This is a genomic window from Aerococcus urinaehominis (assembly GCF_001543245.1).
Lineage (GTDB): Bacteria > Bacillota > Bacilli > Lactobacillales > Aerococcaceae > Aerococcus > Aerococcus urinaehominis.
In genome coordinates this window covers 1,407,326-1,421,081 of record NZ_CP014163.1, presented here as the reverse complement: position 1 = coordinate 1,421,081, position 13,756 = coordinate 1,407,326, and the positions used below count along the sequence as shown (strand labels likewise).

The window sequence follows — 13,756 nt, the reverse complement described above, 5'->3', positions numbered from 1 at the left end:
GTAAACAGCTCCTGGATGATAATTTATTGGGCTAACTAGTCTACTTTCAGCTAATGTAGACCTCTCTTTGAACTAGCTGGCAATAAATCTTGTTCCATTCTTTGCTTTAAATATAGATTTATCATAACTAAAAGCCAAACAGATTTCAATATTTAATTAAGCTTGATTAGTATCTTCTTCAAGATTAATTGGGGCTAGGCTAGCTGCTTCATCATCTGCTAATGGCTTCTGATCAACTAGCTCTTCAGTGGTCTGGTCGCTAGTCAAGGATTGGCTTGTTGCCTCAGCCTGACTGGACTGGTCTTGGTCATCCTTCTCCTGGTTCAGGCTGGCCAGTTCAGCCTGGCTAACTGCTGGTCGATCGTTATTAAAGAAAGCCTCAGTTTCATGATGCTTACGACTTTGGTCAGCTTGATCTTGAAAAACAGCAGCCGCATCACTATAGACTGGCAAATTATATTGAGCCAACACTTCATTGAGATTAGGCGTTGCAACTTCTTCAACACCTTCCGGACCAAAAAGGTGGGTCCATCGTTCATCCGCTAACATTGCCTGAGCACCCTTAGTCATGGCAACCATCTGGTGGAGAAAGGTGCGCGATGCTTCTTGTAAGTTATTGGTTTCATAATTGATATTAGTTGCTTTTTGAGCCGCCTGAGTCAGTAGACTTTCTACCTCTTTTTCCACCTGAGCAATAATCGTATCTGCCTCACTTAAGGCATTAGCTCTCAATTGGTCAGCTGCTTCTTGGGCTACTACTATCGAACGGTTTAAAGCAGACTCTTTCTTATGATAATCATCTAATTCTGCATTGGCTTGATACAGTTGGTCTTGCAAATAGGCATTAGACTCCTCCAAATTAGTCATTGCCCGCATGACTTCTTGGAGATAATCCTTGACTTCTTGCTTATCATAACCAGATAGCTTTTGCTTAAATTCTTTTTTTGCTAAATCTTTGGCCTTCATTATACTTGCTCCTAACTGTTACTTTTTAAAACAGCGATACTAATTCGGTACTTATCTTTTTTGGTTTCTTTTAGTATACCATCAAAGCGTAATCTGCCAAAAGACCTAACCGAAATAATATCCCCCTGGGCAAGCGAGTAACTTGCCTGGTCGACTTGACGCCAGTTCACCTTACACTGGCCCCCTTCAACCAACTGCTTACTTTTTTGCCGTGACAATTTTAGGGCTTCGCCAATCACTAAGTCTAAGCGCAAAGATGAAACCACTAATTCACGCATTTGCCAATTTTCTTGTAAATGCAGAATTTCATCAGCATCGGTCAGTGCCTTTAAAGTCACCTTAGTCGAACCGATGCGTTCTACGCTAATATTTAGAAAATCACCAATAGCTTGGTCAACAAAAAATTGCCAAGCCTGGCCATCACTAATGATGTCCCCGAGCCGGTTGCGGTCAATTCCCTGGCCTAATAGGGTGCCTAAAATTTGCCGGTGGGATAATTGGTTAAATTTAGCACCATATAAAATTTCAAAAGCGCTAATTTCAAAGTCCGCCGTTTGAGCTGGGTAATAGCTTGGGGCAATCAAAGCGCGCTGGTTCTCAGCTCCCCGATAGCCCCCCCAGAAAGAAACCTGGCAATCGGGGTAGCTAGCAACTAATTGACGCACAATAGTTTGCTGACGAGGATTTAAAAAATAACTTAACCAAGGACGATAGTCGCGTACGACAATATCTAGCCATTCTTCAACTTGACTGACAAAGTCATGTTCATGGTCAGCATAATGTTGTAAGTGACACATAGCTTATAGCTAACCTCCTTTTATAGTAAGTATATCAATCCGCGTTGTACCAATTGTAAAACAAAAATACCGATAATTACATTGAAACTGAGGCCCCCAATACTTGGAATAAAGGCATCAAATATCTCAATATAAGGGTCTGCTAGACGACTGATAAAGCGGCCAAAGGCAGACTGCCTGGCATTAGGAAACCAAGAAAGGATGGCATCGATAATTAAAATATAGATATAAATCGTAATCAAACGATTAATAAGATAGACAAGACTAGTCATTAATGGTCTCCTTTTGGAAAAATGCAGAGCCAATACGTACCATGGTAGCACCTTCAGCAATAGCAACAGGATAGTCTCCCGACATCCCCATACTCAATTCCTGACAAGGGGCATAACTAAGTTGGCGACTAACCACTTGCTGGCCAAGTTGCCGCAATTGGCTAAAATACTTATGCAGATCATTTACTCCAGCATGGGCAGGTGCCATAGTCATCAAACCTTGTACTCTTATTTTTGGATAGTCAGCTAGCTGATCAATGAAATCCAGTAGCTGGTCAGGCGCCAAGCCATGTTTACTGGCCTCGCCAGAGACATTCACTTGAACTAAACAATCAATCACGTGGTCAGCCCGTTTGTTTATTTCCTTAGCTAATTTTATTCGGTCTAAAGCGTGAAAGAGGTCAACTTGGTTAATAACATCCTTAACCTTACGTGTCTGCAGACTACCAATAAGGTGCCAAGTGATATCTTTGGGCATCGCAGCTTTTTTCTCTAGAAAGCCTTCCACCCGATTTTCAGCGAAGTTACGGACCCCAGCTTGATAAACAGCCATAGCCTCATCCACTGTATGATACTTGGATACGCAAATCAGCGTCACCTTCTGCGAAGACGACGCTGATTGGGCCTTGGCCTGGTCAATACCTGCCTGGAGGCGGTTTACATTCTCACTAATTGTCATCTTAACGACGACGCTTTCTAAAGAATGGTGGTGTATCTAATTCATCCTCAGATGCAGCTTGGTCGCCGTAGCTTTGGCCGCGGTCAAAGTTTGAATTATGTTGAGAACGATTATAGTCATAGTCACGTTCACGACTAGCTGGTTGTTCCCAGTTTGAGTGGCTATCATAGCGGCCTTCTTGTACGGGTTCCCGGCTAATCTTTTGCTCAAATTGTTCAGGCCGGTTTGAAATGTCACGGCTAGACTGGCTACGAGCTGGTTGGCTACTATTTTGAGTCTGATTATTACTAGTAAAAGCTGACTGACGGCCACCACGTTGATTTTGCTTTTCTTCCCGACGTTTTTCAACATCAATACCAGTCGCAATTACAGTAACAATTACTTCATCTTCCAATGACTCATCAATTGTAGTACCAAAGATAATATTTACCTCTGATGAAGAAGCGGCTGCAACAATATCAGCTGCATCTTGGGCTTCAAACAGCGTTAAATCATGACCACCCTTGATATTTAAGAGGATTTGTTCAGCGCCATCAATTGAAACTTCAAGTAATGGTGAAGAAATCGCCTTTTTAGTAGCATCTGCTGTCCGATTTTCGCCCTGTCCAGCGCCGATACCCATTAAGGCGGTTCCTTGGTCAGCCATCACTGTGCGCACATCCGCAAAGTCAAGGTTAACATAGCCAGGTGAAGTAATAAGGTCAGAAATACCTTGGACACCTTGGCGCAGGACATTATCAGCTTCACCAAAGGCTTCCATCATAGGCGTTTTCTTGTCAACAATTTCTAATAATCGATTATTAGAAATTGTAACTAAGGTATCTACATGTTGCTTCATTTCAGCAATACCTTCAGCAGCTGACCGGCCCCGTTTTGGCCCTTCAAAGGTAAACGGACGGGTAACTACACCGACAGTTAAGGCTTCAATTTCTTCCTTGGCAATACGCGCAACAATTGGGGCAGCACCAGTACCGGTACCGCCACCCATACCAGCGGTGATGAAGATTAAATCAGCACCTTCTAGGGCTTCCTTAATCTTATCTTCTGATTCCTCAGCCGCTTTACGACCAACTTCTGGTTGCGCACCGGCACCTAAACCACGGGTAGATTTAGGACCCAATTGGATTTTAACATCCGCATTAGATTTTTCTAGAGCTTGAGTATCAGTGTTAGCAACAATAAATTCAACACCGGATACACCCTCAGCAATCATACGGTTAACAGCATTGTTACCACCGCCACCAACACCAACAACTTTAATATTTGCAGCATGACCGAAGTCGCTGTATCCATTTTCAAATTCTAAATCCATGTTTATCCTCCTGCTTATTCCTTTTAACTAAATGCTTCATCGATGAATTTTCTGATTTTTTCACCAAAAGATTGGGGTTTCTCTTGATGACCTTGATTTTGGTTTTCAACTTGATCGTCAGTAGGACCAGCTTGATCATGTTTTTCAACCCTAACGGTCGATTGTTCAGGCGCAGGCTCTGGACGGCTAGTCTGACGGTGGTTGACTACTTCTACTGGCCGATTAACTGATTGCTGACGCCTACTTTCCTCAGTAGGAGCCTTATCAATACTGGCTTCTTCTTGGGTAAGCTGGTAAACATCAGCTAATTGCTCAGTATACTGAATCAAACCGACACCAGTAGCGTAAATAGGAGACCTCAAGCCAACATATTCTGGTATATAAACCTTAACTTCCGTACCAAATACCTCTTCAGCTAGTTCAACTAAGCCAGGCAGAGAGACACCGCCCCCTGTTAAAACCACATTACCTGGTAGGTCAAAGGCTTCAACCTGGTCGAGTGCTTTCTTCAAAGTTTCAAAAATCTGTCTTAAACGCGCTTCAATAATTTCAGATAGGTAGCGCTCGTCAATTTTAACAGGTTCCTTAGAACCCACTGTTTGGACCGGGAAAAATTCTTCACTTGAAGTATCTTCAGGAATAGCGTAACCATATTCTCGCTTAATTCGTTCTGCGCTATCCATGGTTGTATTGAGTATCTGTGAAATATCGCTGGTAACATGCTGACCACCTTCTTGGTCAACGAATGAGAACTTCAATTGGTTATCATGCATGACGCTAGCGCTAGATTGGCCGCCTCCTAAATCAATTAAGATTGTACCAAATTCACGCTCACTCTCACTTAATGCGACCTGAGAGATAGCTAAAGGTTGAACCACAAAATCTTTTATCTTTAAGCCAGCTGATTCGACACAGCGGCGAATATTATGGGTAATCGTCTTAGGACCGGTAATTAGGCTAGCATATAGTTCTAACCGTACACCAATCATGCCCCGCGGGTCGCGAATACCATCAAAACCATCAACAATAAATTCTTCTGGTAATACCGAAATAATTTCCCGTTCCGGGGGTACTGCCCTAACCTTGGCTGCCTGCAAGACATTTTTAACATCTTGACTGGTAATCTCTTTATTGTCACTATTTACAGCAATCATCCCATAGCAGGGTTCTATATTAATTTGATTACTCGGAACACCGACCACAACTTCAGTAATTTTATGGCCAGACTTTTGCTGAGCCTGGTCAACGGCTGCCTTGATAGCTGAGACTGTCTGATCTATATCAACAATTACACCGCGGCTCAGACCGTGAGAACGCTCAGTGCCAACTCCAATAACGTTTAACTGTCCATTAATAAATTCTGCAACGATAACTTTTATTGAAGTGGTTCCAATATCTAAACTAACATGTATTTGGGGTTGCACCATGCTATTGAAACCTCCTTATTTCCTTAATATTTCAAGATATACTAATATCAGTATAATGATAACACAAATAGTATTGAGAACGAAACAAAATCCTTAATATTAATCTATCGGATTAACTATTGCTGGCTAAATGAGCTAGTTGACCCTGCTAAGCTTTCCTGAGAAACGCTAGTAGAATTTTCATCACTAACAGCTACACCTTCATCGGTAGATACTGACTGGCTTTGGCTGTTTACCTCCTGGCTGGTGGCATGTTCTCCGCTGTCTGCTGACTGGTTGCTAGCCTCCTGGTCAACAGGAGCACCTTGAGCCGGCCCGTCATGGAAAGGATTATTACCGCTAGTTAAGGGCTCATAATTGATACCTATCTGCATATCGACCAAACCCGGAGCCAATCCATCTTCCGCCAGTGACTTGGCCACACTTGGATAGTAAATTAAGCGGTCAGCCAAACTACTGATATGGGCGACAACCACCTGTCCATCTGTCATTTGTAGATAAAGTAGGTTAGGGCGATCTCCTGCCGCAATTAAGGCAATCTGGCTGAGAATATCTGGCCCTAGCTTAGCTAGCTCCTTTTGTAAAGCTTGGCGATCAGCCTCCTTAAATCCTTGTAAAATAGGGGCATGCTGTCCGGGTTGGTGGTTGGCTTGGTTCAAAATATCGCCTGTTTCTAGCAAGGGGTAATACATATCAGCTTGCTTTTCGTAGCCCACCACCCGATTTTCTTCAACATTTACCACCGTCTGGCGCCAACCGATATTAATCTTAGCGTTTTTTACCTGAGGATAAAAGCCAACAAGCTGTTGAATCATTTGGTTTTGGTTACGCCAAACAAACCAAGGGCTCATCTGGCTCTGAATCCCCATATCTGTAATCACTTGGTCACTAGCTAATAAATGGTTGCCAGTTACTTTGATCTGCCCTACTTGATTTAGTGGTGACAAGGATAAGCACGATAAAACCAACACTAAAATGGGACCAGATAACCAAGCGATTTGTTGACCGAATGTCAATTCGAGCTGGTTAACTTTTAGTCCTTGAGTCTGCCGAGCCTGCTTTTGCTTAAATCCCCTATTGCTCGTGTCCACTAACCTATCATAATCAGTATTACTAGTAGTAGTGGATTTGGAGCTAGTACTTGCGTGGCGGTTAGGAGGATCAACTTGGTCGAGGCTATCCGATGTTTTATTATAATTCTGGTCTAATTGAGGATTTTTGTCATTACGGCGCCTATTTTGATAGCGTTGTCTTTGTTTATTCCAATCCACTCCACCAGCTCCTTTCTTTAACTACTTTTGATCAATTCTGCTACCACGCTAACGAGACGGTCACCTGCATCGGCTACTCCGAGTGCTTTGGCTTTCTTAGCCATCTGGTGACGTTTGTCAGGATACGCCATTAAATCATCGATTTGGGCAAGCAATTGCTGGCTTGTCAAATCCGCTTCATCAAGTAAGATAGCTGCGCCCTGATCACTCAAGCTACGGGCATTCACATGTTGGTGGTTCCCCGTCACATTAGGACTAGGAATTAAAATGCTAGCTAAACCCAGAGCCGTGATTTCTGTCAGAGTTGTTGCACCACTACGACATACCACTAAATCAACTGCATTCATCAAACTTGGCATATCATCAATATAAGCCTGGATACTTACCTGATTAAATTGATCTAAATTTCCTAGTTCTTCTTTAAAATATTGGTAGTAGGCTTCACCGGTAGCTACTAGACATTGGTAATTCCTTTCTTCCAACAAGGGAACCATTTCTAAAACAGCCTCATTAATTTTTTGCGCCCCACGACTGCCTCCAAAAACTAAGAGTGTTGGTTGATCATTATTCAAACCGTACGAAGTCAAATCAGCCTTACTTGCTATTTGCGCTATTTCTTGAGCCCTAGGATTGCCCGTAAAAACAATTTTATGCTTATATTTAGCAAAGTCTTGGCGGGCGTGCTCAAAGCAGATAGCAATCCGGTCCACATAACGAGCGAGGAATTTATTAGTCACGCCAGCCACACTATTCTGCTCATGGATAATAGTCGGAATTCCCATATGACTAGCTGCATATAGCACAGGTGCACAGACATAGCCGCCTGTTCCTACTACAATATCGGGTTTGAAATCTTTGAGGATTTTTTTTGACCGATTTACACTGGTCATCATATAGTAGGCGGTACGCACATTTTCTAGTGATAAACTACGACGTAATCCCTGAATCTTGATGGCTTGGAAAGCGAGCCCTGCTTTAGGCACAAGTTTACTCTCTAAGCCATTTTCGGTACCAATATACAAAAATTCTGCTTGAGGATACTGAGCTAGTAGGGCGACTCTTAACGCCAGAGCAGGATAGATATGGCCACCTGTTCCCCCACCGGATAGCACAATTCTCATGATTCAATTTCCTCCTTTAGCTGGTTAACTGCATCAATAAATACCTGTCCACGGACTTCAAAATTAGGATATTGGTCCCACGAGGCCGAGGCTGGTGATAATAAAATAGCATCTCCGGCCTGGCTAATTTGGTAGGCTAGACCAACTGCTTGGGCGACATCCCGGGCTTGAATAACTTGATTAATACCAGCTTGACTAGCTAAAGCTATGAAATCTGCTTGGTTTTCACCAAAGACAACCATGGTCTGAACATGGTCAAGATAAGGCAGCAAGACATCAAGCTTGCTGCCCCTGTCAAGACCACCAGCTAACCAGATTAAGTCTTGATTAAAACTAGACAGGGCAGTAATGGTTGCTTCATTATTGGTCGCTTTAGAGTCGTTATAAAAGAGGCGTTGGTTGATTTGATCTACAAATTGTAAACGATGTGCCACGCCGTGAAATTGACTCAAGACAGTTTTAATGATGACATTATCAATATCGAGTAATTTAGCGATAGCAATAGCCACTAAGGCATTTTCGATATTGTGACCGCCAGGCAAGGCTAAATCTGCTTTAGTCATCACCAGCTCGCTATTAAAATAAAACCCCTGGTTGGCTTCATCATAGTAAGCACCCTGGTCTAGCTTTATTTTTCGTGAAAACGGAATGATTTGTGCCTGACTAGTTGGCAACAGCTGTACTAGGTCATCTTGGTCAGCATTGACAATTAAATAATCCTCTGCTGTCTGATTGCTAGTGATTTGCCATTTAGAATTAATATAATCTTCAATACTACCATGATAATCCAGGTGGGCAGGGAAGATATTGGTTATGGCTGCAATATGGGGTTTGAATTCCTGGGTTCCCTTTAATTGAAAGCTTGATAATTCACAAACTATCCGATCTCCATCCCCAGCTTGGGTCACCACTTCTAGTAAGGGAATCCCGATATTCCCACCCACAAAACTTTTATGTCCTGGTTGATCAGCTGCCCTTAAAATTTGGCTGGTCATAGTAGTGGTTGTGGTCTTGCCATTAGAGCCAGTAATAGCAATCAAAGGCGCCTGGCTTAGTCGACCCGCCAACTCTACATCAGTCACAACAGGAATTCCCAAGCGTAAAGCCTCAACTACCATGGGATTAGAATAAGGAATACCAGGATTCTTTACTAGCAAAGTATAACCGTCCGCCAGTATTTCTACCGGATGGTCGCCTGTAATAACTCGGTTACCGGCAGCTTTAGCCATCTGGGCAGCCTCATTTTCATCAATAGGAGTTATATCATTGATTGTTAATTTAATACCCTGTTGGTTTAAACACTTAACCACACTCATTCCAGTCACAGCCAAACCTAAGACCAGAATCTTTTCCTGAGCAAGATTAGAGATTGCTTGTTTTTTCATTTTAAAACTCCTTTTTAAAAGAGGATGATAGCAATAATACTAGCCAGTAATTGACAGGCCCAAAAGGTGGTTACTACCCGCCATTCAGACCAACCTAACATCTCAAAATGGTGATGAATTGGACTCATCTTAAACAGACGCTTACCAGTAGTTTTAAAGGAAATAACCTGTAAAATCACACTAAGTGTTTCAACGATATAGATAAATCCTACTAATAATAGGGTCCAGGGATTACCTAATAAAACTGAGATAACCGCTAGTACCGCCCCTAGAGCCAGGGAACCCACATCGCCCATAAAAATTTTAGCTGGCTTCACATTAAATATAATAAAACCTAGTAACCCACCAACTACAGCCATACAGAAAGCAGCAATGTCCGCTTGATTAGCTTGGTAAGCTAGGTAGGCATAGGTGGTAAAAGAAACGATCCCGACCCCAGAGGAGAGACCGTCTAAACCATCTGTTAAATTAAAAGCATTGGAGAAACCGGTAATCCAAATCAATAGAAAAACAAAAACCAAAAGTGGGTTAGTCACTAAGCCTATCATAGGGAGTGGAATAGCCACCTGCTGGGCCATCAGCGTCATTAATAGGACAAGGACAGCTGATCCAATCATTTGAGCAACAAATTTTTGTCCCGATTTTAATCCTTCATTTTGCTTCCGAAAGATAATCAAAAAATCGTCTAAAAAGCCGATAGCAGCAAAAAATAAAAGAGCGAAAACTAAGAGCCAGGCTTGGGCCTCTCCACCTTGCTGATTAAATAGCAAGGACACAACTGTTACTAGGCTGGCTACCATCAGAAAGACCGTGCCACCCATAGTCGGTGTTCCCGATTTAACTTCATGCCAGGCTGGCCCTTCGTCACGAATTTCTTGACCAAATTGGTGGGTGCGCATGAATCTTATAAATATGGGCATTAAGATTACTGTGATTATAAATGTCACTATGAAATTAATTAGCATAATACATTCCTTTCAAATTAGGCTTGCTGTAACTGCAGGACAAGTGGCTGATCTTGGGCTAGAGGATTGCCGGCTGCAATCGATTGACCAACAACTATTCCTTCACCTTCTAAGCGGACTTCAATCCCTAGACTATTGGCGAGTCGCTGGGCTTCACTACGGGTTAGCCCACTAAAATCAGGCGCAAGCCCATCATAATCAGTAATTAAGATAACTGTTTGGTTACTAGCTAGGCTTTCCCCTCCAGCTGGACTCTGGGCAATCACTTGGTCTCCTTGGCCAATTCGCCGAGTTTTCAAGAATCCTAATTCATTCAGTCGACTTTGGGCTGATAAGACAGATTGTCCGCTGAAATCAGGCAAGACCTCTTGTTGGTGCTCTAATTCATTGCCAACAGCATTATATGCTAGAGCTCTTTCCATCAGGGGCACAAAAATTTCTGCAATCATTTGGTTAGGATAAACCCCTGTGCCTTCAATAGGTTGCTGTAGGGTAATGTACATAATATATTGTGGATTATCAGCAGGAGCCATTCCAGCCATAGAGAAGAGGTAGTTGTTACCACCAGCTAGATATTGCTGGGCATCCTCATCAAAAATTTCTGCCGTCCCCGTTTTGACTGCTAAGTCAACTCCTTCAATAGCATAAGATCGACCAGATCCATGTTCGCTATTAACAACTTCAGTTAAAAATTGACGTGTTTTTTGGGCTGTTTCGGCAGATATAGGTTGATTTTTCTGTTCAGGTTTAACTACTTGAATTTGACCATCTTGGTCCTCATAACGATCAATAATCTGTAAAGCCATCATCTGCCCATCATTAGCAACAGCTGTCAGCGCCTGAACCATTTGCCAGGGGGATAGGCGGATACCCTGTCCAAAGGAGGTTGAAGCTTTTTCAAACTCTACTTCATAATTCATTGATCCTGCTGTCTCATTAGCAAAACCTGAGTTGGGCTTTTGCAAGAGTCCAAACTCATACATATAGTTTTTCCAAGTATCATAACCCATCGCCTGAACTAGCTCAACCGTCAGCACATTACTAGATCTAGCTAATCCTTCTAGTTGGGTAATTGCCCCCCAGCCCACCTTATTATAATCACTGATAACTGAACCATCAATTTCAATCGAACCGGATTGGTAATAAGCATTAGGATCAAAAATGCCCTCTTCAACGGCTGCCGCAACTGTCAGGATTTTAAATGTCGATCCTGGCTCGTAGGAATCTTCAACTAAGAGATTCTGCCACATATCTTCTAAACCTTCCCTAGTTTGTGGGTTAAAGGTTGGTCTTTGGGTGGCAGCAACAATTTTACCTGTAGTCGGTTCAACCAACATAGCAGTCAGTTTTTTGGGCTGATACTTATCATCTACCTGGTTAACTAAAGTTTCCAAATAGGTTTGTAAACGTGAATCTAGGGTTGTATAAATATCCTGCCCCTCTTGGGCTTCTTTGACTATCGTTTTATTACCAGTTTTCTTATTTGCTGTTTGATAGCCATTTTCACCTGCTAAATTTTCATCTCGGCTGAGCTCTAAGCCTAATTCACCAAACAAACGACTATCTATCTTATCAGCTGCCTGTTTAAAATCAGCATAACCAATTAAATGCGAGGCAAAAACCTGATTAGGATACAGCCGACTCGGTGTCTCACTAAATTTAATACCTTGTAGATTTTCAGCCTGGATAGCAGCCATTTGCGCATAGGATAAGTTTTGGCCTGCATTACCGAATTGTACTTGGTCTACACCCTCTTGACTAAGGGTTTTTAAAATATCCTCAGCACTCATATCAATATGCTTAGCCAATGCTTGGGCAGTTGCCTCCTTGTTCTCAACATGTTCAGGTTCTGCCTCGGCATCAGTCCATTTAGGAGTTAATACGGCATACATCGTATAAGCATCCGCATCTAAGGCAATCGGATTGCCACCGACATCATAAATGGTTCCCCTTGGCGCCACAACTAAATTTTCCTGGCCATACATCACTTGTGTCCGTTCTCTCAAATTAACGCCAAAAGCACGCCCGGCAAGCATAATTTGGCCGAAGCGTGCTAAAAAAATGACGGCTACAAGGATAACAACCAGTAACATTCGGCGAATAAAAGCTATTCTCCTTGTTTTTGCCTGGTCTTCTTTCATTTTTCCACATTCCTTATATTATCTTCATTCATTGTTAAACCATAATCTTCTGCAATTTCCATAACACGGTCATAAGTAGATAGTTCGTGAACTTCCTGGCTTAAGTGTCCTTTTTTAACGGACAACTCTTGAGCTTGCCCTTGTAATTGGCTAAGGTCTTGCTCCAGCTTAGAAGCGTTCGCCTGCGAGCCTACAGCCCCCCACAGGCATAGTAGGCTAAAGGCAAAAAAGCCTGCTAAAGTTAGCCAATTTTTACCAGTCAAAATATTACTAGGCAAGGCCTCATAGGCTCGATCTAATTCATTAATATCATGCTTGGTCGCATCACGACTATCTCCCTGGTCGCTAGTCTGATCAGGAATCGCCTTTTCTGCGGGCATGGCATGGAAGATAAAGGTCTTGTCCCTCTCCAAGGCAAAAATCGCCATGGGCCACCTCTCAATCTAATTCTATCATTAATTATTTTTTCTCAATAACGCGTAATTTGGCACTTTGGGCACGCTTATTAACTGCCAATTCCTCTGGACTAGGATAAATCGGTTTCCTAGTCACCAAATTAAATTCAGCTTGTAAATCTTGGGCAGGGACTGGCAAGTTTTTAGGCAATTCTGGTGGTGTGCTCGCTTGCTTAAACATTTGTTTCACAATACGATCTTCCAGTGAATGGAAGCTAATGACAGCTATCCGCCCCCCGCTTTTTAGTAACTTTAAGGCTTGATCAAGAGATTGCTCCACCACCCCTAGTTCATCATTTACCGCAATACGGATTGCTTGAAAAACTCTTTTAGCCGGATGACCACCTTTGCGTCTAGCCGGTGCTGGAATTGCTTCTTTTATTAAGTCTACTAGCTCTAAAGTATCTGATATTGGATGAATCGCGCGGGCTTTTTCAATTTTTCGAGCTACTTGTTTAGAAAATTTTTCTTCGCCATAGCGGAAGAATATGCGCACTAAGTCTTCATAAGACCACTCATTAAGCACCTGATAGGCAGTTAATGCTTGACTTTGGTCCATGCGCATATCTAAGGGTGCTTGTTTATTGTAAGAAAATCCACGTTCTGCCTGGTCAAGCTGGGGCGATGAGACACCCAAATCATATAACAGACCATCCACTTGGCTAACACCATACTCAGCTAAAGCTGCTTGCACTTGGCTAAAATTACGGTGGATTAAGACCAACTTGCCTTCAGCTAACTCATCTTTAAAGCGAAGCTGTGCATTATCAATAGCAACTTGGTCTTGATCAAAAGCGTAGAGACGTCCTTGATCGAGCTTAGCCAAAATCTTAGCAGTATGGCCGCCACCGCCTAGGGTACAATCGACATATACACCATTAGGCTTGATATGCAGTTGGTCTATACTTTCGTCTAACAAAACCGTAATATGGTTAAATTCTTGCGTCAATATAATCCTCCTGTCT

Annotated in this window: 13 protein-coding genes and 1 other annotated feature (1 of these 14 only partly in view); all 13 genes read right to left on the bottom strand. The window is 42.5% G+C overall.

The features are described from left to right. Window positions 1–111 (bottom strand) — a binding site (T-box leader) (it extends 97 nt beyond the left edge of the window). A 45-nt stretch (window positions 112–156) separates the two neighbouring features. Then, complete coding sequence (locus AWM75_RS06590; RefSeq protein WP_067979873.1) at window positions 157–966, bottom strand: DivIVA domain-containing protein; 810 nt, start codon at window positions 964–966, stop codon at window positions 157–159. 11 nt (window positions 967–977) lie between these two features. Then, on the bottom strand, window positions 978–1,763 hold the full coding sequence (locus AWM75_RS06585; RefSeq protein WP_067979870.1) for a YlmH family RNA-binding protein: 786 nt from the start codon (window positions 1,761–1,763) through the stop codon (window positions 978–980). A gap of 20 nt (window positions 1,764–1,783) precedes the next feature. Beyond that, window positions 1,784–2,035, bottom strand: coding sequence for a YggT family protein (locus AWM75_RS06580; RefSeq protein ID WP_074572484.1), 252 nt, complete (start codon window positions 2,033–2,035; stop codon window positions 1,784–1,786). Continuing rightward, window positions 2,028–2,714 (bottom strand): YggS family pyridoxal phosphate-dependent enzyme, encoded by a 687-nt coding sequence (locus AWM75_RS06575; RefSeq protein WP_067979864.1) that lies wholly within the window; start codon window positions 2,712–2,714, stop codon window positions 2,028–2,030. The genes AWM75_RS06580 and AWM75_RS06575 overlap by 8 nt, the downstream gene beginning before the upstream one ends. Window position 2,715: 1 nt before the next feature. Continuing rightward, a complete protein-coding gene (gene ftsZ / locus AWM75_RS06570; protein WP_067979861.1) occupies window positions 2,716–4,026 on the bottom strand; it encodes a cell division protein FtsZ in 1,311 nt (436 codons plus the stop codon). Window positions 4,027–4,049: 23 nt separating this feature from the next. Continuing rightward, a complete protein-coding gene (gene ftsA / locus AWM75_RS06565) occupies window positions 4,050–5,453 on the bottom strand; it encodes a cell division protein FtsA (protein WP_067979858.1) in 1,404 nt (467 codons plus the stop codon). Between the two features lie 116 nt (window positions 5,454–5,569). Then, window positions 5,570–6,724 (bottom strand): cell division protein FtsQ/DivIB, encoded by a 1,155-nt coding sequence (locus tag AWM75_RS06560; protein WP_067979854.1) that lies wholly within the window; start codon window positions 6,722–6,724, stop codon window positions 5,570–5,572. Between the two features lie 17 nt (window positions 6,725–6,741). Continuing rightward, on the bottom strand, window positions 6,742–7,845 hold the full coding sequence (murG, locus tag AWM75_RS06555) for an undecaprenyldiphospho-muramoylpentapeptide beta-N-acetylglucosaminyltransferase (RefSeq protein WP_067979852.1): 1,104 nt from the start codon (window positions 7,843–7,845) through the stop codon (window positions 6,742–6,744). Next, complete coding sequence (murD, locus tag AWM75_RS06550) at window positions 7,842–9,230, bottom strand: UDP-N-acetylmuramoyl-L-alanine--D-glutamate ligase (protein ID WP_067979850.1); 1,389 nt, start codon at window positions 9,228–9,230, stop codon at window positions 7,842–7,844. Before murD ends, murG begins: the two co-directional genes overlap by 4 nt. A gap of 14 nt (window positions 9,231–9,244) precedes the next feature. Next, window positions 9,245–10,195 (bottom strand): phospho-N-acetylmuramoyl-pentapeptide-transferase, encoded by a 951-nt coding sequence (mraY, locus tag AWM75_RS06545; RefSeq protein ID WP_067979847.1) that lies wholly within the window; start codon window positions 10,193–10,195, stop codon window positions 9,245–9,247. Window positions 10,196–10,212: 17 nt separating this feature from the next. Further along, window positions 10,213–12,336 (bottom strand): penicillin-binding transpeptidase domain-containing protein, encoded by a 2,124-nt coding sequence (locus AWM75_RS06540; protein ID WP_067979844.1) that lies wholly within the window; start codon window positions 12,334–12,336, stop codon window positions 10,213–10,215. Further along, a complete protein-coding gene (gene ftsL, locus AWM75_RS06535) occupies window positions 12,333–12,764 on the bottom strand; it encodes a cell division protein FtsL (protein ID WP_067979842.1) in 432 nt (143 codons plus the stop codon). Before ftsL ends, AWM75_RS06540 begins: the two co-directional genes overlap by 4 nt. Window positions 12,765–12,795: 31 nt before the next feature. Next, window positions 12,796–13,740, bottom strand: a complete 945-nt coding sequence (rsmH, locus tag AWM75_RS06530; RefSeq protein ID WP_067979840.1) for a 16S rRNA (cytosine(1402)-N(4))-methyltransferase RsmH — start codon at window positions 13,738–13,740, stop codon at window positions 12,796–12,798. Between the last annotated feature and the right edge of the window lie 16 nt (window positions 13,741–13,756).